Origin of the sequence: Thalassotalea sediminis (assembly GCF_030295915.1) — a bacterium.
Lineage (GTDB): Bacteria > Pseudomonadota > Gammaproteobacteria > Enterobacterales > Alteromonadaceae > Thalassotalea_C > Thalassotalea_C sediminis.
This window is the reverse complement of the sequence record NZ_AP027361.1, coordinates 1,018,800-1,038,805: the sequence shown is the minus strand read 5'-3', so window position 1 is coordinate 1,038,805 and position 20,006 is coordinate 1,018,800. Positions and strand designations below refer to the sequence as shown.

Annotated in this window: 15 protein-coding genes and 4 tRNA genes; 4 read left to right on the top strand and 15 right to left on the bottom strand. The window is 39.2% G+C overall.

Going from position 1 to position 20,006, the window contains the following annotated elements:
• Positions 1 to 6: 6 nt before the first annotated feature.
• The 9 genes from oadA to QUE09_RS04640 form a co-directional block, all read right to left on the bottom strand.
• Complete coding sequence (oadA, locus tag QUE09_RS04680) at positions 7 to 1,770, bottom strand: sodium-extruding oxaloacetate decarboxylase subunit alpha (protein WP_286235045.1); 1,764 nt, start codon at positions 1,768 to 1,770, stop codon at positions 7 to 9.
• A 12-nt stretch (positions 1,771 to 1,782) separates the two neighbouring features.
• Positions 1,783 to 2,049: an OadG family protein gene (locus QUE09_RS04675; RefSeq protein WP_286235044.1), complete on the bottom strand. Its 267-nt coding sequence runs from the start codon at positions 2,047 to 2,049 to the stop codon at positions 1,783 to 1,785.
• Between the two features lie 807 nt (positions 2,050 to 2,856).
• Positions 2,857 to 2,933, bottom strand: a tRNA-Arg gene (locus tag QUE09_RS04670).
• A 195-nt stretch (positions 2,934 to 3,128) separates the two neighbouring features.
• A tRNA-Arg gene (locus QUE09_RS04665) sits at positions 3,129 to 3,205 on the bottom strand.
• A gap of 209 nt (positions 3,206 to 3,414) precedes the next feature.
• Positions 3,415 to 3,491 (bottom strand) — tRNA-Arg (locus QUE09_RS04660).
• Between the two features lie 3 nt (positions 3,492 to 3,494).
• Positions 3,495 to 3,587 (bottom strand) — tRNA-Ser (locus tag QUE09_RS04655).
• 189 nt (positions 3,588 to 3,776) lie between these two features.
• On the bottom strand, positions 3,777 to 3,971 hold the full coding sequence (gene csrA / locus QUE09_RS04650) for a carbon storage regulator CsrA (RefSeq protein WP_074497221.1): 195 nt from the start codon (positions 3,969 to 3,971) through the stop codon (positions 3,777 to 3,779).
• Between the two features lie 373 nt (positions 3,972 to 4,344).
• Positions 4,345 to 6,966 (bottom strand): alanine--tRNA ligase, encoded by a 2,622-nt coding sequence (gene alaS, locus QUE09_RS04645; protein ID WP_286235043.1) that lies wholly within the window; start codon positions 6,964 to 6,966, stop codon positions 4,345 to 4,347.
• A 33-nt stretch (positions 6,967 to 6,999) separates the two neighbouring features.
• Positions 7,000 to 7,437 (bottom strand): regulatory protein RecX, encoded by a 438-nt coding sequence (locus QUE09_RS04640; RefSeq protein ID WP_286235042.1) that lies wholly within the window; start codon positions 7,435 to 7,437, stop codon positions 7,000 to 7,002.
• Positions 7,438 to 7,632: 195 nt separating this feature from the next.
• Here QUE09_RS04640 and QUE09_RS04635 point away from each other — a divergent pair, with 195 nt between their 5' ends.
• Positions 7,633 to 9,621: a BACON domain-containing protein gene (locus QUE09_RS04635; protein WP_286235041.1), complete on the top strand. Its 1,989-nt coding sequence runs from the start codon at positions 7,633 to 7,635 to the stop codon at positions 9,619 to 9,621.
• A 315-nt stretch (positions 9,622 to 9,936) separates the two neighbouring features.
• On the opposite strand, the gene QUE09_RS04630 is transcribed toward QUE09_RS04635, so the two are convergent.
• On the bottom strand, positions 9,937 to 10,839 hold the full coding sequence (locus QUE09_RS04630) for a hydrogen peroxide-inducible genes activator (protein WP_286235040.1): 903 nt from the start codon (positions 10,837 to 10,839) through the stop codon (positions 9,937 to 9,939).
• A 259-nt stretch (positions 10,840 to 11,098) separates the two neighbouring features.
• On the opposite strand from QUE09_RS04630, the gene katG reads away from it, so the two are divergent.
• From katG to QUE09_RS04615, 3 genes are all read left to right on the top strand, one after another.
• A complete protein-coding gene (katG, locus tag QUE09_RS04625; RefSeq protein ID WP_286235039.1) occupies positions 11,099 to 13,312 on the top strand; it encodes a catalase/peroxidase HPI in 2,214 nt (737 codons plus the stop codon).
• A 226-nt stretch (positions 13,313 to 13,538) separates the two neighbouring features.
• Positions 13,539 to 14,102, top strand: a complete 564-nt coding sequence (gene ahpC / locus QUE09_RS04620) for an alkyl hydroperoxide reductase subunit C (protein ID WP_286235038.1) — start codon at positions 13,539 to 13,541, stop codon at positions 14,100 to 14,102.
• A gap of 208 nt (positions 14,103 to 14,310) precedes the next feature.
• Entirely contained in the window at positions 14,311 to 15,234 is a 924-nt protein-coding gene (locus QUE09_RS04615; RefSeq protein ID WP_286235037.1) for a PEP-CTERM sorting domain-containing protein, read from the top strand.
• 149 nt (positions 15,235 to 15,383) lie between these two features.
• Here QUE09_RS04615 and dinB read toward each other — a convergent pair whose 3' ends face one another.
• The 5 genes from dinB to nqrF all read right to left on the bottom strand — a co-directional run bounded on the left by dinB (position 15,384) and on the right by nqrF (position 19,958).
• Entirely contained in the window at positions 15,384 to 16,451 is a 1,068-nt protein-coding gene (dinB, locus tag QUE09_RS04610; protein WP_286235036.1) for a DNA polymerase IV, read from the bottom strand.
• A 70-nt stretch (positions 16,452 to 16,521) separates the two neighbouring features.
• The gene (locus tag QUE09_RS04605) at positions 16,522 to 17,196 is read right to left on the bottom strand and encodes a 1-acyl-sn-glycerol-3-phosphate acyltransferase (protein WP_286235035.1); all 675 of its coding nucleotides are present in this window, start codon (positions 17,194 to 17,196) and stop codon (positions 16,522 to 16,524) included.
• A 72-nt stretch (positions 17,197 to 17,268) separates the two neighbouring features.
• A complete protein-coding gene (nqrM, locus tag QUE09_RS04600) occupies positions 17,269 to 17,493 on the bottom strand; it encodes a (Na+)-NQR maturation NqrM (RefSeq protein ID WP_286235034.1) in 225 nt (74 codons plus the stop codon).
• A gap of 28 nt (positions 17,494 to 17,521) precedes the next feature.
• The gene (locus tag QUE09_RS04595; RefSeq protein ID WP_286235033.1) at positions 17,522 to 18,559 is read right to left on the bottom strand and encodes an FAD:protein FMN transferase; all 1,038 of its coding nucleotides are present in this window, start codon (positions 18,557 to 18,559) and stop codon (positions 17,522 to 17,524) included.
• A gap of 175 nt (positions 18,560 to 18,734) precedes the next feature.
• Positions 18,735 to 19,958 carry an NADH:ubiquinone reductase (Na(+)-transporting) subunit F gene (gene nqrF, locus QUE09_RS04590; RefSeq protein ID WP_286235032.1) on the bottom strand — a complete coding sequence of 408 codons (1,224 nt, stop codon included), beginning with the start codon at positions 19,956 to 19,958 and terminating at the stop codon, positions 18,735 to 18,737.
• Positions 19,959 to 20,006 lie beyond the last annotated feature (48 nt).

The window sequence follows — 20,006 nt, the reverse complement described above, 5'->3', positions numbered from 1 at the left end:
TATCACCTATGCCAAGCTTAACAGGGTGTCACCTACCGCTACGGCATCCCCTTCTCTGACATTAATGTTGGCTATTGCCCCGCCAGAAACAGCACGAACCTCTGTTTCCATCTTCATGGCTTCCATAATAATAACCACATCACCTGCAGCAACTTCATCACCTTCATTAACAAGGACTTTAAATATATTGCCTGCTAATGGCGCATTTAATGTTTCACCCGTGCTCACAGGTGCTGATTGTTTAATTGGCGCATCAGCTGTAGTAACCGAAGAAACACTTCCACTTGGTCCAACAACAACATCAAACACTTGCCCGTCGACACTAACTGCATAACTTTCAGTTGCAGTTACACTTTTCGTCTCCGATGGCGCAGCAGACTCTTTCGTTGGTGCAGGCTCAAAAGCATCAGGATTATTACGATTTTCTAAAAACTTAAGGCCAATTTGCGGAAACAAAGCATAAGTCAGTACATCATCAATAACTTCGTCGGCAAGCGTAATGCCTTTTTCTTTAGCGATTCCTTCAAGATCAGCCGTTAACTTGTCCATTTCAGGTGATAACAAATCAGCAGGTCGACACGTGATTGCCTCCTTGCCATCGAGTACTTTATCTTGTAATTGACGATTAACAGCTGAAGCAGTGGCGCCATACTCGCCTTTAAGCACACCAGCAGTTTCTTTGGTAATAGACTTATAACGTTCACCTGTTAATACATTAAGTACAGCCTGTGTGCCAACAATTTGCGAGGTAGGTGTGACTAACGGAATATTACCTAAGTCTTCACGGACACGAGGGATCTCTTTCAATACATCATCAAACTTATCAGCTGCACCTTGCTCTTTTAATTGATTTTCCATGTTTGTTAGCATGCCACCTGGCACTTGAGCCAGTAAAATACGCGCATCTACACCTTTCAAACTACCCTCAAATTTGGCATATTTTTCACGGACATCTCTAAAATATGCTGCTACTTCAGCAAGCTTCTCTAAATCTAGCCCTGAATCACGTTCAGAACCTTCAACAATAGAGACGATAGTTTCTGTTGGTGAATGGCCATACGTTTGGCTCATCGACGAAATTGATGTATCGATAACATCTATATCTGCATCAATCGCCTTCATGTGTGTGGCAACACTTAAACCAGTAGTCGCGTGACAATGCAATGCAATAGGTAAAGAGACAGTTTCTTTAAGTCGGCTAATTAATTCAGCACCATCATAAGGTTTCAAGAGCCCAGACATATCTTTTATACAAAGTGAATGTGCGCCCATGTCTTCTAATTGCTTAGCCATGGTAAGCCAACCTTCCAAGGTGTGCACAGGGCTCTCTGTATAACTCAACGTGCCTTGCGCATGCGCACCAACTTTAACCGCCGATTTAATTGCTGTTTGCAAATTACGGACATCATTCATTGCGTCAAAAATACGAAATACATCCACACCGTTAACATGCGCACGTTCAACAAATTTTTCTACAACATCATCGGCATAATGTCGGTAGCCTAAAATATTTTGCCCTCTAAACAGCATTTGTTGTTTCGTATTTGGCATTGCTTTTTTCAGCTCTCGAATACGATGCCAAGGATCTTCACCTAAATAACGAATGCAGGAATCAAAGGTTGCCCCCCCCCATGACTCGATAGACCAAAAGCCAATTTCATCAAGTTTAGGTGCAATAGGTAGCATATCTTCTAAACGTAATCGCGTCGCGAGTAATGATTGATGGCCGTCTCTTAAGACAACTTCGGTAATACCTAATGGTGTTGACATGTGTATTGGCTCCTATGCTTTATTGCCGTGTTTTTGCTTATATTGGGTAACCGCCGAGCTTATTGCAGCAACGATTTGCGGTGATGCACCCTTAGTGGCAACATTGATTTTTTTTGCTTTAGGTTTATTCTGAATAATTGGATCAGGGTACTTGTTTGCAAGTTTTACTAACACTTGGTTAATAAAGATCACAAGTAACCCTAAAAATGCAAAAACAAAAACCATACCGGCAAACATCAAAGTGCCTGCTTCTATAAATGTTTGTGCTAAGCTGTCCATTCTTCATCCTAGTCTAAAAAAGATTAGAATTAGAATAATCACTCCAATCGATAAAAAGCAAATATATTTTGGGGCACTCAGAAAAAAAAATTCAAGTCAACCCAAAAAAGCCACTTTTACCAAGGTATATTCAATTATTTTCAATAATTATTCACAATATCGTTATAAGAATTAATATTGTATACAATTAGCATCCTTATTTTTTAAGGGTAACATTCTACTTTTGCTAAATAGTATACAAAATGCAATAACAACAGATTGAATACGAAATGAATAGTAGCAATCGTTTTAAACCGAAAATAAAGGGGTGATTAACACGTTAAAACAGCTAAATAATTTAAGAATAGCCGAGCATTACTTTGTAGCAAATTTTAACTCGTTATTTATCCATCAGTGATATGGTATTTTATCTTTCGTTTAGAATGCATTAAGGATAAAGCCTTTATTTTAGGGTTCTTACCGATAAAACTCGATTATCACCGCTAAAAAAATTACTTATCTAAAATGGCGATTGCAACAGGAGTCAACCTGCGACCGAAAGGGATCGGTGCTTCGTAGCCAACTCTCTCCCTAAGTAACGCTTTCTAGCGATACTACCTGTATTACTCGTAACACAGAAACGAAAAAACCAACCCGAAGGTTGGTTTACCATAAAGTGGCGATTGCAACAGGAGTCAACCTACGACTGAAAGGTATCGGTGCTTCGTAGCCAACTCTCTCCCTAAGTAACGCTATCTAGCGATACTACCTGTATTACTCGTAACACAGAAACGAAAAAACCAACCCGAAGGTTGGTTTATCATAAAGTGGCGGACGCGGCAGGAGTCGAACCTGCGACCGCCTGGTTCGTAGCCAGGTACTCTATCCAGCTGAGCTACGCGTCCGCGGTCAATCTTTATTTTATATCTCGAGGTAGAGATAACGAACCATGTTCGTAGCCATCATAACCTAAGCATACTGCCTATCCAGCTAACAACACGTTCGCGGTCAACCTTTATTTTATATCCCGATACAAGGATAACCTATTATCGCTATAATTCAGCGATAAAAAAACCAGCCTTACGACTGGTCGTATAAAGTGGCGGACGCGGCAGGAGTCGAACCTGCGACCGCCTGGTTCGTAGCCAGGTACTCTATCCAGCTGAGCTACGCGTCCGCGGTCAATCTTTATTTTATATCTCGAGGTAGAGATAACGAACCATGTTCGTAGCCATCATAACCTAAGCATACTGCCTATCCAGCTAACAACACGTTCGTGGACAATCTTTATTTTATATCTCGAGGTAGAGATAACGAATTAACGCAGTATTAATTCACAGCCTTAATACTAGCTGCTCTTTTTTATTTAGCCACTTAAAGAAAAAGTGGCGGACGCGGCAGGAGTCGAACCTGCGACCGCCTGGTTCGTAGCCAGGTACTCTATCCAGCTGAGCTACGCGTCCGCATGGCGGTGAGAGAGGGATTCGAACCCTCGATACAGCTACAAACTGTATACTCCCTTAGCAGGGGAGCGCCTTCAGCCTCTCGGCCATCTCACCAACGGGTGCGAATATTAATGGATATAAAAAATAAGTCAAACGATTTTTTAGCTTTTATAACTGTTTGCCGACAAATCATGCAACAAGAACAAATAACCATCATTTTTTATCTATATTTACTTGTTTTGTGTTGTAAATTACGCGCAATAAAAAAGCCGGCAATGCCGGCTTATGTAGGAAACATTTAAATTAAAAACTATTTCCTGGTGTAGTTTCGCCCTTTTCAGACTGAATTCGCATATAAATCTCTTCACGATGAACAGAAACTTCTTTCGGTGCATTTACACCGATGCGAACTTGGTTTCCTTTAACACCTAAAACTGTGACGGTGACATCATCACCAATCATCAAAGTTTCTCCAACTCTACGGGTTAATATTAACATTCCTAATTCCTTAATATCTAAAACGGGATAAACTAAATTCAGCTAGTTAAAAAAATTTAGTCTTAAACTGCACAACGCATATCACTATATACTTAACATAAAATATATCGCTATATTTTCCCAACACGTTAAGTAGCGTCAATCGTCGTACCAGTTACTTTTATTTTAGCAAGCTTATGACCTTGTGACAGTTAAATTACGATATTTTTTCAACAAATCACTAACTTTTAATACTCTTATCATTTCCCGTTAACGTTGTTTTAACATTTGAAGCAAATCAATTATCTTTAAGAATTAAACATTTCGATGAAGTAAAGTTTACACAACAAAAAAAGGAAGCTCTAAAGCTTCCTTTTTATGCACACTTTAACGATTAAAGCTGGTCAGCTAGCCAAGGCGCTACGCTTGACATCGCTTGAGGCACATTTTCAGGCTCACTGCCGCCTGCTTGTGCCATATCAGGACGACCGCCGCCTTTACCACCAACTTGCTGTGCTACCATGTTAACAATTTCACCAGCTTTAACCTTGCCGGTTAGATCTTTTGTAACACCTACAATCAGACCAACTTTGCCATCATTGATAGTCGAAAGCACAATAATGCCTGAGCCAATTTTAACCTTAAGATCATCTACCATACCACGTAAATCTTTAGAGGCTACACCGTCTAATTCAGCAATTAAGGTATTAACACCATTAATGTCTTTTGCTTGACCGAGTAAATCCGAACCAGCCTGTGCCGCCAATTGTTGTTTCAGCTGCGCTACTTCTTTTTCAAGCTGTTTTGTTTTAGCAAGCGATTGTTCAACCTTCTCAACTGCATTGCTTACGTCAGATTTAACAAGACTTGCGATAGTTGCTAATTGTTCCGATTGCGAATCAACATACTGTAATGCTACCTCACCAGAAACTGCTTCTATTCTTCTAACACCTGCTGCGATACCAGACTCTGATACAATTTTAACTAAGCCAATATCACCTGTACGTTCAACGTGGACGCCACCACACAGTTCAACAGAACAATCTCCTAGGGTCACAACACGTACTTCGTCATCATATTTTTCACCAAACAATGCCATAGCACCTTTTTCTTTGGCTTCATCGATTTGCATTAACGCCGTTTCACGCTGATGATTTTGACGAATTTCTTGGTTAACTAAATGCTCTATTTGTTTTAACTCAGCTGGCGTTACCGCTTCAAAATGAGAAAAATCAAAGCGAAGCTTTTCTGCATCAACTAATGAACCTTTCTGCGTAACATGCTCGCCTAACGTTTTTCTTAAAACAGCATGTAAGATATGTGTAGCAGAGTGATTTTTAACAATCGCTGCGCGACGTTCAGTATCAATTTCTGCTTTAACACGCGCATTTAAGTTGATTGACGTTTTAGCGATACCATGATGTGCGAAAGCATTGCCTACTTTAACTGTATCAACAACCTCAAAAGCGCCCTGCTCCGTTAAAATTAAACCTGTATCGCCAACTTGGCCACCTGACTCAGCATAAAATGGTGTGTTATCGAGAATTACAACCCCTTGTTCACCTTCATTTAAAACAGATGTTGGACCTTCGTTATTAAATAACTCTATCACAGTCGCTGAAAATGCGTCGTTGGTATAGCCTTTAAATGAGGTGTGTTTATCTGATTTTAATTGCTCGTTGTAGTCCGTACCAAACTGACTTGCTTGTTGTGCTCGTTCACGCTGCAGTCCCATAGCAACATCAAATCCGTTTTGATCTATTTTGAGTTGGCGTTCTCGTGCAATGTCAGCCGTTAAGTCTGCTGGGAAACCATATGTATCATACAGTTTGAAAACGTCTTCACCACTAACAGTGTCTCCTGACAGATTACTTAAAATGTCTTCCAGTAATTGCATGCCACGATCAAGCGTACGACCAAACTGTTCTTCTTCGATTCGTAATATTTTTTCAAGTACTGCTTGTTGCTCTACAAGTTCTGGGTAGGCTTCCCCCATTTGCACTATTAAAGACGCGACTAATTTATGGAAAAAATGGCCTTGTGCATTTAGTTTATGTCCATGTCGGATCGCACGCCTAATGATACGGCGTAAAACATATCCTCGTCCTTCATTAGATGGCATTACACCATCAGTAATTAAAAAACTACATGAACGAATATGATCGGCAATTACGCGTAATGATTTGTTTTCTAAATCATTGCAATTTAACAATGCTGCAGTGTCTTTAATTAATCCCTGAAAAATATCGATTTCATAGTTGCTATGAACACCTTGTAAAATCGCAGATATACGTTCAAGGCCCATACCAGTATCAACTGAAGGTTTAGGCAATGGCTCCATCGTACCGTCTTCATGACGATTATACTGCATGAAAACTAAGTTCCAAATCTCAATAAATCGATCGCCGTCTTCCTCTGGAGACCCCGGAGGCCCCCCCCATACCTCTTCACCGTGATCGTAAAAGATTTCACTGCATGGGCCACATGGTCCTGTATCGCCCATCGACCAAAAGTTATCTGATTCGTATTTTTTACCCGCTGTTTTGTCACCAATACGAATAATTTTTTCTTGAGGCACACCAATTTTTTCATGCCAAAAGCTGTATGCTTCATCATCAGTCTCATAAATAGTAACTAATAACTTTTCTGCTGGTAAACCAAGCTCTTCCGTTAGAAATTGCCATGCAAACGTAATGGCTTCTTCTTTAAAGTAGTCACCAAAACTAAAGTTACCTAGCATTTCGAAAAAGGTGTGATGACGAGCAGTGTAACCAACATTTTCCAAATCGTTATGTTTTCCACCCGCGCGAACACATCGTTGCGATGTTGTTGCACGACTATAACTTCTTTTATCCGCGCCTAAAAATACATCTTTAAATTGCACCATTCCGGCGTTTGTGAACAATAAAGTAGCATCATTGCCTGGTACCAATGAACTACTAGAGACAATTTGGTGTTGCTTAGCAGCAAAGAAATCTAAGAATGCCTTTCTTATTCCGGCACTGGTTTTCATCATAGCCATACCTAACATTTTATTTAAATTGGTGAATTAACTTTCATTTATCAGCGAAAATATTTCCTGTGAGGCAAAGCCTCTATACTGCAAGAATCTAATTCTTTTCGCTTTATTTTTATCATCTGTAATTGGCGTTGTGCCAAACTTTTTATCATAAACTCGAGTAGCAACCTCTTGCCAGTCTACTGACATTTCTTCTGCTACATTATTTATCATCGTGCTATCAATGCCTTTTTGCATTAACTCTTGTTCAATATATTTTGCACCGTACCCTTTATTTATCCGATTACGAAAAACAGACTCCGTAAATCGCTGTTCACTTAAGTACTGATTAGCAACCAAAAACTCGATAACATCAGAAAAATCTTCGGACGCGTATCCCCGTTGTAAAAACTTTTGTTTAAGCTCTTTGACTGAATGCTCACGTCGAGAAAGCAAATCAATACCAGTATGTAATATATCTTTATTCACGTTACGTAATGTCGATAAAGTGTCGGCACAGGCAATTTAGTGTAAAACATCTAACTATTCTACCTTTAACTTGATAAAAAATCCTCATTCGCACTTAAATTGTGATAAGTTTTTACAAAGACTAAAGAATCACGCAAAATACTGTTAACAATTGATATGATCAACAAAAAGCTGCCAACCAATATAGGGAACTATATGAAGGATTATTCTACTCACCTAATACGCACCACATTTGCGCTCGCTTTAGCTATTATTGTTCAAGCCTGTGGTGAAAGTTCAAATGCAGACAAATCATCAGTGAACTTTAGTATTTCTGCTGACACTACATCGATAAATTTTGGTCATGAAGTGCTAAAAACTGCAGATGATACAGTGCAAGTTAAGGTCAACTATACTGGTAATGGCTTATTGCTTGGGTATGCACCTGATGCTCAACCAGTAGGATGGCTAAACTTTTCAACAGAAGAAATCACCGAAAATTCAGCAGTAGTCACGGTTAAATTAGTCAATGCTGATAACATCATGCCTGACCTTTACAACACCACATTACGGCTTACTACAGGCGATGTAAATGAAAAAGATCTCGTTCATCATGACATCGATGTTTCTTTATTAATTTGGCACCTTAGCCCAAATAAAAACCAAATTGATTTTCAAGCAACATTGGGCGATGAAGAAATTCCATCTCAATCACTTACCATCACCAGCGAAAGCAATAATACCTGGTCTGTGTCTGCAGAAGCTGATTGGTTATCAGTAGATACAAACACTGGAACGGGTACATCTGAAATTAAGTTGACAGCAGCATTAACTGACTTCAATGAATCGGGTTTATATCAAACAACGTTAACCATCATCGAAACGACGACGGGTGATTCAAAGACAATTCCAGTCTCATTAGGATTAGACAGACATTATTTATATGCAAGCAGACAAGGACTTTCGTTCACTCAGCGTGCGAATGTAGCTACACTGCAACAACAAGTAACTATTGCTACCAATCGTCCTTCTGGTAGCAATTGGCAGGCAACTTCGAGCGCATCTTGGCTGACATTAACGCCAATAGCTGATAATGGCCTTGCCGTTACAATTGACGGTTCAGTGAGCTTAAACGATGGCTTGCATCAAGCAACAATCGTTGTTGATGCCTTAAATGACGCTAATCAAATTGATAATTCTATCACTTCAGAAGTGATTAATGTTTCTTTCTACCTCGATTCAGCTAACAGCGATCCCTTTGTCATTGATGATATCTCGCCCAATAATAACGCCATTGTTGCTTCAACATATTTACCCTATATATACCTCGCTCAAGACAATGAGTTACTTACCTATCATGCTCACACGGGTGACTTAATCGCTACGATGCCTGTTTCACCGGAGAGTTCAATGTTAAGCCAACTTGTAATTTCACCTGATGGCAATACGTTACTTGCAAGCGCAGAAGAAACAATAACAGCGGAAGATGGTACTGAATCAACAACGACACATAGATATAAAATAGATTTATTATCCAATACCATCAAAACGTTAACTGACAGTGATATTGAATTCTCCCCTTTGCAGTTCGTTCACGTTTCAGGTCGCCATTATGTTGTGACACAAGCAATGGAATTTGCGACAACAGACTTAAAAAGAGTATTTTGGGATGCAGAAAATGCGTTTTTCACCAGCCAAGTTCAGCAAGCAAAAAATACACAGTCTTTGTATGCACTTGATATAGTTGACTCAACATTTAAACGTTATATGCTTACGGCAAACGACTTTGCTGAGCAATCAATAACAGCCTCTCTATCACAACAATATCGCCCGTCTTTATTAACAGAAGATCAATCAGTGAGCAGCTTTATTGTTGATGATAATGAACTAGGGATCTATGCGATAAGCCCAACAAGCGAATGGATTAGTTTTGATGGTACAAACTTTACTGACCAGGGGTTATTGCCACAGGCAGAAGACAATACGACGCTTGAGTTAGTTAAATCACAAAGTAACCAGCCTTACTATATTCGCTTTGATCCTAACGAAGGCTTTTTAATTAATGCTTACCAGCAGCAACAAATAAGCAAGACTGTTGTTACTGAAGGAAACCAACCAACCCGTTCTGTACTTTCAGCTGACGATATACGTATGATTATGTATATCGCAAGTGAAAATCAGTTAGAGATTATTAACGCTCATTAAGTTAATGCTCTATTTTAATGAGTTAGCGTGTAGTAAAAAGGGCTATAAATTAGCCCTTTTTAAATGTAATGAATTCGAATAGCTTTTAGTTACTATGTTTGACTAAGCAAATTTGATCACCATAATAGTTGTTTGAATAGTTACAGCTGAATTCTATTGTATCTTTTTTGCTATTATCGAAATTTGCCATAATTTGATTAAGTAATTTTCTCATTGTTATCTCCTCTTCACTTATCTGGCTGTTATTATGGCTAAACCATCATGTTTGGTAAATTTGATTAAATTCACGATAACAATCTAAAAAAATGAACTTAACTATTGGCATTTGGTAAGTAATTGCTCGTGGAATAAAGTTTTTAGCAATATAATCTCATTTGTACGTACATAATTTGGTCTTGTTATCAAAGATATCGTTCGATGTGGCCCTGGCTCATTTAAATGAATCGCACGCAGCTCAGATTCATCATGTATTAATTGATCAAGCGCCATTTGAGGTACCAGAGTCGTACCAAGTTTACCCGCAACCATCTGTACTAACGTATGTAGACTCGCTGAATCAAATTCAGTGTTTTGTTTTTGCTCTCGAAACTTACACGCAGCTAATGCATGATCTTTAAGGCAATGCCCTTCTTTTAAAAGCATCAACTTATCAAGCGCTAATTCTTCACTGGTAATCTCTTGCATTTGACTCGGACATTCATCCTTATGGCTTACCCAATAAAAGTCTTCTTGCCAAAAATCAAACTTCATTAATCCATCAATTGGAAATGGTAGTGCCAAAATAGCGGCGTCTAATTCGCCAGTACGCACTAAATCAACAAGTACGTGCGATTGTTCTTCCATTATTTTGAGCTTAAAATTAGGGTGTTGTCGACGTAATTCAGGCAGCACCTTAGGTAACAAATAAGGACCAATAGTTGGAATCACACCGATCGACATCCCGGTATTAAAAGGCTGTTTGTTGACTTGGGAAACTTGCATCAACTCATCAAGCTCAAGCTTAACCCGTTTCGCTTTATTGAGAATTAGCTGGCCATCATCAGTAATTAATACCTGCTTATTATTTCGCTCAAAAATAACAACACCAAGTTGTTTCTCAAGCTCACTTATTGCGGTACTCAGCGCTGATTGTGACACATTGCATGCTTCTGCCGCTTTCTTAAAATGTAAGGTTTTTTCGACCGCTAACGCATAATACAACTGTTTTATTGAAATCATTTTTATCAATTGATTAAATTGAACATAAACAAAATTATATTCAATAATTCATTAGCTTGTCAGTAAAAACTTATTGAACAAATACTTAACAAACATTTTATCAAGCTTATTCTAAATATAACCTTCTGTTATAAAAGGATAAATACAAGCTTCAATAAAACTGAATATTGTCTTCTAATCAATAAATTATCCAACTTTTACATTGCTAACTACCCTTTAAAGGAAGTTTTCTACAACACAAAAAAACGAGGACAATCGAATGTTCAAGAAAGCATTACCATTAGCTGCAGCAATTTCAGTTGCGCTATCTACCCTAACGCTTTCCCCAACTGCATATGCATCTGGGGAAGCAAAAACAAACCAATTCTGGTGGCCTGATCAACTAAATTTAAGCCCGCTTAGACAACATGGCGCTGAATCAAACCCGTACGGCAGTGATTTCGATTACGCTAAAGCGTTTTCTGCGCTTGACTTGAAAACCCTTAAAAAAGACATCGAATCAACATTAAAAGACTCTAAAGCATGGTGGCCTGCTGATTGGGGTCACTATGGTCCGCTAATGATCCGTATGGCTTGGCACAGCGCGGGGGTTTATCGTGTAAATGATGGTCGCGGTGGTGCAGCGGGCGGCCAACAACGTTTTGATCCATTAAATAGCTGGCCAGATAACGCCAACCTAGACAAAGCTCGTCGTTTACTATGGCCTGTCAAACAAAAATACGGTCGTAGCATTTCTTGGGCTGATTTAATGGTTTTAGCGGGTAATGTTGCTTTAGAATCAATGGGTTTTAAAACCTTTGGTTTTGCTGGCGGTCGTACCGACGATTGGGAACCAGATCTTGTTTACTGGGGACCTGAAACGGCATGGTTAAAAGACGAACGTCGTGATATGAAAGGCAAGCTCAAAGGTCCTTTAGCTGCTGTAGAAATGGGACTTATCTATGTTAACCCTGAAGGCCCTCATGGTAAGCCTGATCCGCTACTAGCTGCGCAAGACATTCGTATGTCATTTGGTCGCATGGCAATGAATGATGAAGAAATTGTTGCGCTAATTGCTGGTGGTCATACGTTTGGTAAGGCTCATGGTGCTCGTAAAGTCGGTGATTGTATTGGTAAAGAGCCAGCTGCGGCTGACATTGAAAAACAAGGTTTTGGTTGGCAAAACAAATGTGGGAAAGGCCATAGCGCTGACACGACAACCAGTGGCTTAGAAGGTGCTTGGACTGCAACCCCCACACAATGGTCAACCAATTACTTAGATAACTTAATGAACTTCAACTGGGTACTTACCAAGAGCCCTTCTGGTGGTAAACAGTGGAAGCCTGACAATGATGATCTAAAGATCTCTCCTGATGCACACATTCCAGGTAAAATGAATTTACCAATGATGTTCACCACTGATATCGCTTTAAAGAAAGATCCCGAGTTTAGAGAAATTGTCGAACGTTTCAGAAAAGATCCTAAAGAATATGAATTAGCATTTGCCAAAGCTTGGTTCAAATTAACTCACCGTGACATGGGGCCTCGTGCTCGTTATTTGGGCGATGAAGTGCCAGAAGAGGTTTTGCTATGGCAAGACCCGTTACCTAAGCACAAAGGAAAAACCATTTCGAGTAAAAGTGTTGATAAGTTAAAAGGTAAGATCTTAGACAATGGTTTATCAACGCAAGAACTTATTAGAACGGCTTGGTCTGCGGCTTCTAGTCACCGTGTTACCGATATGCGTGGTGGCGCAAATGGTGCACGTATCGCCTTAGAACCGCAAATTAACTGGACAGCGAATAATCCAGTTGAGCTTAAAAAAGTAATTACTAAACTTAAAGACGTGCAAGCTGCATTTAACAAGCGTTCAAGCAGAAAGGTTTCTCTAGCAGACATTATTGTACTAGGTGGCGCAGCAGCTATTGAGAAAGCAGCTGCTGATGCAGGCGTTAAAGTCACAGTGCCATTTACTCCAGGTCGTGTTGATGCAACACAAGCACAAACAGATGTTGATTCGTTTAACTACCTAGAACCTGATGCTGACGGCTTCCGTAATTACTATTCAGATAGTGCTTATATGTCGCCTACAGAAATGCTAGTAGATAAAGCGAATTTGCTTGGACTTAACGTTCCTGAAATGACCGTATTAGTTGGTGGTTTACGAGTTCTTGATGCCAACTATCAAGGTACTAAATACGGTGTATTTACTAAAACACCGGGTCAACTAACCAATGACTTTTTCGTTAACTTATTAGACATGTCCTATGAGTGGGAGAAAGCTGACAAACCAGGTATTTACAATGGTATCGAGCGTAAATCTGGCAATGTGGTTTGGCAAGCAACACCTGTTGATTTAATCTTCGGTTCAAGCTCAGAATTACGTGCTGTAGCAGAAGTTTATGCCTCAACAGATGGTAAGAAGAAGTTTGTTAATGACTTCATCAATGCTTGGGTAAAAGTCATGCAACATGACAGGTTTGACCTAAAATAATCGATAACAAATAACGATTAAGCCAGTGCATATGGTAACTCAGCACTGGTTTTTTTATGACTTAAAAATGAGCGCCCTTTTTATTATTCTAAAAAACTAAACATAGTTATAGTTTTAATCAATTATACATAAACGTTAGTTACTTTTATTATAACAACATCAAAAGCAAACATGCTTTTAACGCAAAAATAATTCATTAGTTTCATGACATAACGAGGAAAACAACATGGCTCAAATAGGAAAATCAATCCCAGAATTTACAGCACAAGCATTTCATAATGGAGAATTCGTTGAAGTATCATCTGAAAGCGTAAAGGGAAAATGGTCTATATTTTTATTCTACCCTGCTGACTTTACCTTTGTTTGCCCAACAGAGCTTGAAGATATGGCGAACCAATACGAAGAACTACAAAAGTTAGGTGTAGAAGTATATGCTGTTTCAACAGACACACACTTCTCTCACAAAGCATGGCATGATTCTTCAGACGCGATTGGTAAAATCAAATTTCCAATGATTGGCGACCAAACGGGCAACATTACTCGCGGTTTTGATGTAATGATTGAAGAAGATCACATGGCACACCGTGGTACTTTCTTAGCAGACCCTGACGGTATCATCCAAGTTGCACACATTCACGCTGGTGGTATCGGCCGAAGCGCGAAAGACATGGTGCGTAATGTTAAAGCAGCACAATACGTAAGAGAAAACGACGGTGAAGTATGTCCTGCAGCTTGGGAACAAGGTGAAGCAACATTAACACCTAGCTTAGACTTGGTAGGCAAGATCTAAGAGATAAGTTAACCGGCATAGTTAAAGGAGCTCAATGAGCTCCTTTTTTATTGTTATTTTTCCACCATAAGTGAAAAATAAGTGTCAAAATATTTTACAACACAATCAATAGACAAAATTAAATATATATATAAAACAAGAGACTAAGTTATGGCACGGTTCATGCGTAAGAGGGGGTAATAGTACAATCATACAAAAGGAATGTTTTATGAAACAACTGATTAAAGTATGCTCATTAGCACTATTGGCATTTACGCTCAATGCCAATGCCGGGCATATGAAGGACTGTAGCACTGAAAGTTTTGCGCTCGATAGAATCGAAACATTAGATAGTAACGACAATTTATTAAACGGCTATAACTTTAATGCCTCTGATTGTCGTGGTGTATTTGATACAGTTGATTGGGTAGCAGATGGTTTATTTGACCCTTATACATACAACAATATAGGTGAACTAGGTGATGGTTTATTAAATGGTCAAAATGGCTTTTTCTCCGGAATGGAGTTTATCGAACAAGAAGACCTACAAGACCTAGACAATGATGGTAATGCTACCGATCCAGGTTGGATTCATCTAGGTAAAACCGTCTGGGATACTGACGACAATAATGAAACCTATTATGCTGAAGCAGGTAAACAAGAAGCCATTACATTAGATATCGGTGATCTATTAACCTTAACGTTTAATTATGATTGCGATAATTGGTTTTTACAAACATGTCCTAACAATACAGTAGGTACGTGGGAATTAGCCACTAAGCTCGATGTTATTGACCAAGCACAAAGTTTATTAGGAGAAGCAACGTTTGATCATTTAGCCTTTTCAGTAAATACAGCGTCAAAATTTGCTGTATATGATTTTGACTTTAAAGAAATCTTTGAACTTGTTAATACTGACAAAAATGATCCAAACTATGTTAATTTCAATACTCCTTATGTTCTAGGTGGCACATTTGGTATGGGAGACTTTCCTGTACATTTCTTTGGTGCAGATATTGGTGATAAGGAACCAGTACATATCAACATATGGGCGAGAGATCCTGCGGCAACTGAAGTACCTGAACCAAGCTCAATTTTGCTACTTTCTTTAGCATTAATAGGTTTAACATTTAGATCATTACGTAATAGCTAAACGTGAACTACTAATACCCGAGTGTATATTACCTGCGCTCGGGTATGCTTATTATTAACTCACATAACCTGCACTTGTTATCCACGATTTTAATATGTCATCATTAAACGACTTGGTGTAGTAGACTAAAAACACTCAAAGTGACACGTTCAACTCAATTCAAATTCAAATTGTTGATGTACTTCATCACTTTTCTTAGAATTTAAACCAACGTGAACACCTAGAAGCCTAACCGACTTGCCATGTCCTCGCTGTATTGCCTCTTCAAGTAATAAATTAAAAGCACGTGGCTCTATGCCTTCTAATTGCATTTCTTTTGTCGTTTGCTGAAAATCACTAAATTTAATTTTAACACCGATCTTACTAATACCGCGTTCCTCAATATATCGACTTGAACGCTTAATTAACTTAGGTAACAACTGCGATACCATATACGCTTTAAGCTCCTCGACTTCGGTTATATCTCGCGCAAAGGTATGTTCAACGCCTACACTTTTCCTAACTCGGGTTACTTCGACAGCTCGATTATCAATTCCTTGGCATTTCTGCCAAAGCGACGCTCCCAGTTTACCAAATGTTTTCACTAATGCTGATTGTGAACTTGCCCTAATATCTCTGCCTATGTGCAGACCACATTGTTGTAATTTTTGATAGGTTACCTTGCCAACACCCGGTATTTTATTGAGTGGCATTTGTTCAATGAAGGGAATAACGTTTTCTGGCAATATGACATATTGTCCGTTGGGTTTGTCAAGATCTGACGCAATTTTTGCGAGAAATTTCAAAGGGGCGATACCGGCAGAAGCCGTTAAGTTAAGCTCTTTTTGAATCGCTTTTCTAATATCTCGTGCAATCAATGTTGCAGATCCCGAACAAGCGGTGCAGTTGCTAACATCTAAATAGGCTTCATCTAATGATAACGGTTCTATAATATCGGTATATCGACGAAAAATACCATGTAAGTGTTCACTCACAGACCTATATACGTCCATTCGACTTGGCACGATAAGTAAATTAGGACACTTCCTTAAGGCCATACTAGATGCCATTGCAGAGCGAACACCGAACTCTCGTGCAATGTAATTACACGTAGAAAGTACACCTCTTGAGCTACCAGGACCACCTACGGCAACAGGCTTTCCCGCTAACTCAGGGTTGTCTCGCATTTCAACAGAGACATAAAAGGCATCCATGTCGATATGGATAATCTTACGCATAGCTCAAGTATACTGTGTTTTTTTACAGTATGCATAAATTAGTCCTAATGAGCAAGTGAATTGTTATAGGTTACTCGCAAGTAGATAGGCGTCGTTGTAAGTCGTTTACAACACTATCTTTAAAAGAAGTAGAGTCGCACGTCAGCAAGCCAGCTTTGTAAGCCTTTATATCAACAAGTTCTAAACCGACATCAATTTCTTTAAATAGCTTAGGTAATTTATCGCCTGGAGCTTGTATATGATGTAAACCACCGCTATATACAAATAAAATTTTTCCTGATGATAATCGCTCAAGTATGTCTACAACACCTGGTTTAATTGACATTGGCTCACCATGCTTATCTAAGCCATTACGTCGCTTCATCCTACCTTCAGGCAAAATTGCTACCAGTTTATTTGATGCAACCTGATCAAGAAAAACTTGCCAAGAAGCGTCTTTCTTACGTGTAATAGGGATGCACCCTGGAATAACCGCTTTTAATAACTTTCCCGTAAAGGGGCGAGCTAGAGTGGTATCTGCGGCTGGTATCATTAGTCGAGCTGCAATTTGCTTGAGTAATATATTAGGCGCAACACCCAATAATAGCGGCTCAAATAAACTAGTATGGTTTAAAAATATTATAAGATTTACCTGTCGCCAATCATGAGGCTGAGCATTAACGTTTTGGCGGATATTAAACCGAAACAGAATTTTTGCTAAATACTTAACTTTGAGTAAAAAAAGGTACTGGACAAATCGCTTCATAGAGATAAGTTTATACTCTTTATTCCATTTATATATACTGAAGACAACAAAAAAGAGCCATTTGGCTCTTTTTTATAAGTTCTTAATATCTATTTTCTGCGATTCTTGTAAGGCTTCCTTACGTTCACGCTCTTGACGTTTTTCGCACGGATTATCACAGTTACAGGCCTTATCAATACCTATCGTACTTAACCCGCCGCAGCTTCCTGCGAGTGACTTCTGCTGAAAAATATATCCAACAGCCATTGCGACAACAATCAGCAAGAAAAAGCCAAATGTTACTAAAAATATCGCCATTACTTTAGCCCTTATCGGTCAACTACTATTATTTCAAATACGGCATAAATTCTACCGTAAACTGCTCAATAAAGCCATTTTCAGATTTACTGATCAAGTATGCTGCTATCTTATGTTCTTCAGCAAAAGCATACGCTTTTTCAGGTCCCATCAACATCATTGCTGTAGATAATCCATCGGCAGTCATTGAAGAAGGATGTATAACAGTAACAGAGACTAACTTATGATTAATTGGTTTTCCGGTATCAGGATCAATAATATGTGAATACCGCTGGCCGTTTTCTTCAAAATACTTACGGTAGTCGCCCGATGTTGCAATGGCATTGTCTTTAGGAATAATAATCTGATGTACAGCTCGCTCAGTGGATACCGGCTTTTCAATGGCTACTGACCATAACTCACCGGTGTGTTTAAATCCCTTAGCTCTTAATTCACCACCAATTTCCACCAGATAGTTATGTGCGCTTATAGAATCAAGGTATTCAGCAACAAGATCTACCGCATATCCTTTAGCGATAGTTGACAAATCAACATACAGATTAGGAATACGCTTAGTTAACATATTGCCTTCAAGCATCAAGTTATCAATACCCGTACGGGCTTGAGCTTGCGCGATTTCTTCCTGTGTGGGTGCCTTTTCAGGTCGTGCTTCTGGTCCAAATCCCCACAAGTTAATCAATGGACCAATCGTTACATCGAGTTTTCCTTCACTTAAATGACCAAGTCTGATTGATTCAGCGATGACACGACGCAATCCCTCAGAAATTTTTACTGGCGATAAAGAGTCATGTGAATTGAATTTAGAAAGCTCTGAATCAGGGATCCAATTAGACATGTCTTGATTAAGTTGCTTTAAGATCCTTTCAACATTTTGATGCACCACAACATCACTTGGAATGGGAGTCCCCCCATCTATGGGTTGCTCTATGTACTTAATATTATAGGCAACCGTCCCCATGGTAATACCTGTTAAGTGTACTTGCTTTTTCTCAAGATCATTACTTGGAAAACACCCTGAAAGCATAACCAAAGCAATTATCACAAAGACGTTCATTGATTTATTCATTTACGTAACCTAAATAATTGACTTGTAATCAATCTAAAACAAAAAAGGCAGCATGAGCCACCTTTTTATCAACGTATTGTCAGGTAATCTTACTTTAATACTACAATATGAACTTTGCTCATATGTAGGCAATACCAGAATAAAACAACTGATATTGCACTATTAAAATCGAAGATTAACCACCGAAATCATCTAGCATGATGTTTTCATCTTCTACACCAAGATCTTTCAACATATGAATAACTGCTGCGTTCATCATAGGTGGCCCACACATGTAGTATTCACAATCTTCTGGCGCTTCGTGATCCTTCAAGTATTGTTCATACAATACGTTATGAATGAAACCTGTTAAACCGTCCCAGTCATCTTCTGGTTGAGGATCAGATAGGGCGACATGCCACTCAAAGTTGTCATTTTCAGCAGCAAGCATGTTGTAATCATCTTCGTAGAACATCTCACGAAGTGAACGAGCACCATACCAGAAAGACATTTTACGTTTCGATTTAAGACGTTTAAGCTGATCAAAAATATGAGAACGCATTGGAGCCATACCAGCACCACCACCAATAAAGACCATTTCAGCATCAGTGTCTTTGGCGAAGAACTCACCAAATGGACCCGAAATTGTCACTTTATCGCCAGGCTTCAAATTAAAGATAAATGAAGACATTTTACCCGCTGGCAAATGTAATTTCCCTGGAGGTGGCGTAGCGATACGCACGTTAAGCATGATAATGCCTTCCTCTTCAGGATAGTTAGCCATTGAGTATGCACGTAATGTAGGCTCGTCAACTTTTGATTCAACATCAAAAAACCCAAAGTGCTCCCAATCACCTCGATATTGCTCTTCAATATCGAAGTCTTTATATTTAACATGATGCGCAGGGGCTTCTATTTGAATATAACCACCAGCTCTGAATGGTACAGACTCACCATCAGGGATCTTAAGTTTAAGCTCCTTGATGAAAGTAGCTTTGTTATCATTTGAGATAACTTCACATTCCCACTGCTGAACACCAAAAATTTCGTCTTCTAGCTCTATGTCCATGTCTTGCTTAACAGCAACCTGACACGCTAAACGACAACCTTCTTTAGCTTCACGTTTTGTAATGTGGCCTTGCTCAGTAGGAAGAATATCTCCACCACCAGCATGAACGTCTACACGACACTGACCACAAGTACCACCGCCACCACAGGCAGACGGGATAAATATACCTTGATCGGCTAACACACCTAATAATTTACCGCCGGCTGGAGCCGTAACCGCTTTATCAGGGTCGCCATTTATTGAAATGGTTACATTTCCTGTTGATACTAACTTAGATTTGGCAAATAAAATTACCAAAACAAGTGCAACAACAATTGCTGTAAACATCGATACGCCGAGAATAATTTCCATCGACTTTTCCTTAGCACTTATCTTGAGAAAGCGAGCAAAACTCGCTTT

What these genes read in the sequence shown, in the direction of transcription:
- QUE09_RS04675 (WP_286235044.1), bottom strand. Translation starts at nt 2,049, where the DNA reads ATGGACAGCTTAGCACAAACATTTATAGAAGCAGGCACTTTGATGTTT.
- nqrM (WP_286235034.1), bottom strand. Translation starts at nt 17,493, where the DNA reads ATGGCGATATTTTTAGTAACATTTGGCTTTTTCTTGCTGATTGTTGTC.
- oadA (WP_286235045.1), bottom strand. Translation starts at nt 1,770, where the DNA reads ATGTCAACACCATTAGGTATTACCGAAGTTGTCTTAAGAGACGGCCAT.
- ahpC (WP_286235038.1), top strand. Translation starts at nt 13,539, where the DNA reads ATGGCTCAAATAGGAAAATCAATCCCAGAATTTACAGCACAAGCATTT.
- QUE09_RS04605 (WP_286235035.1), bottom strand. Translation starts at nt 17,196, where the DNA reads ATGAAGCGATTTGTCCAGTACCTTTTTTTACTCAAAGTTAAGTATTTA.
- katG (WP_286235039.1), top strand. Translation starts at nt 11,099, where the DNA reads ATGTTCAAGAAAGCATTACCATTAGCTGCAGCAATTTCAGTTGCGCTA.
- QUE09_RS04630 (WP_286235040.1), bottom strand. Translation starts at nt 10,839, where the DNA reads ATGATTTCAATAAAACAGTTGTATTATGCGTTAGCGGTCGAAAAAACC.
- QUE09_RS04615 (WP_286235037.1), top strand. Translation starts at nt 14,311, where the DNA reads ATGAAACAACTGATTAAAGTATGCTCATTAGCACTATTGGCATTTACG.
- dinB (WP_286235036.1), bottom strand. Translation starts at nt 16,451, where the DNA reads ATGCGTAAGATTATCCATATCGACATGGATGCCTTTTATGTCTCTGTT.
- QUE09_RS04595 (WP_286235033.1), bottom strand. Translation starts at nt 18,559, where the DNA reads ATGAATAAATCAATGAACGTCTTTGTGATAATTGCTTTGGTTATGCTT.
- csrA (WP_074497221.1), bottom strand. Translation starts at nt 3,971, where the DNA reads ATGTTAATATTAACCCGTAGAGTTGGAGAAACTTTGATGATTGGTGAT.
- alaS (WP_286235043.1), bottom strand. Translation starts at nt 6,966, where the DNA reads ATGATGAAAACCAGTGCCGGAATAAGAAAGGCATTCTTAGATTTCTTT.
- nqrF (WP_286235032.1), bottom strand. Translation starts at nt 19,958, where the DNA reads ATGGAAATTATTCTCGGCGTATCGATGTTTACAGCAATTGTTGTTGCA.
- QUE09_RS04635 (WP_286235041.1), top strand. Translation starts at nt 7,633, where the DNA reads ATGAAGGATTATTCTACTCACCTAATACGCACCACATTTGCGCTCGCT.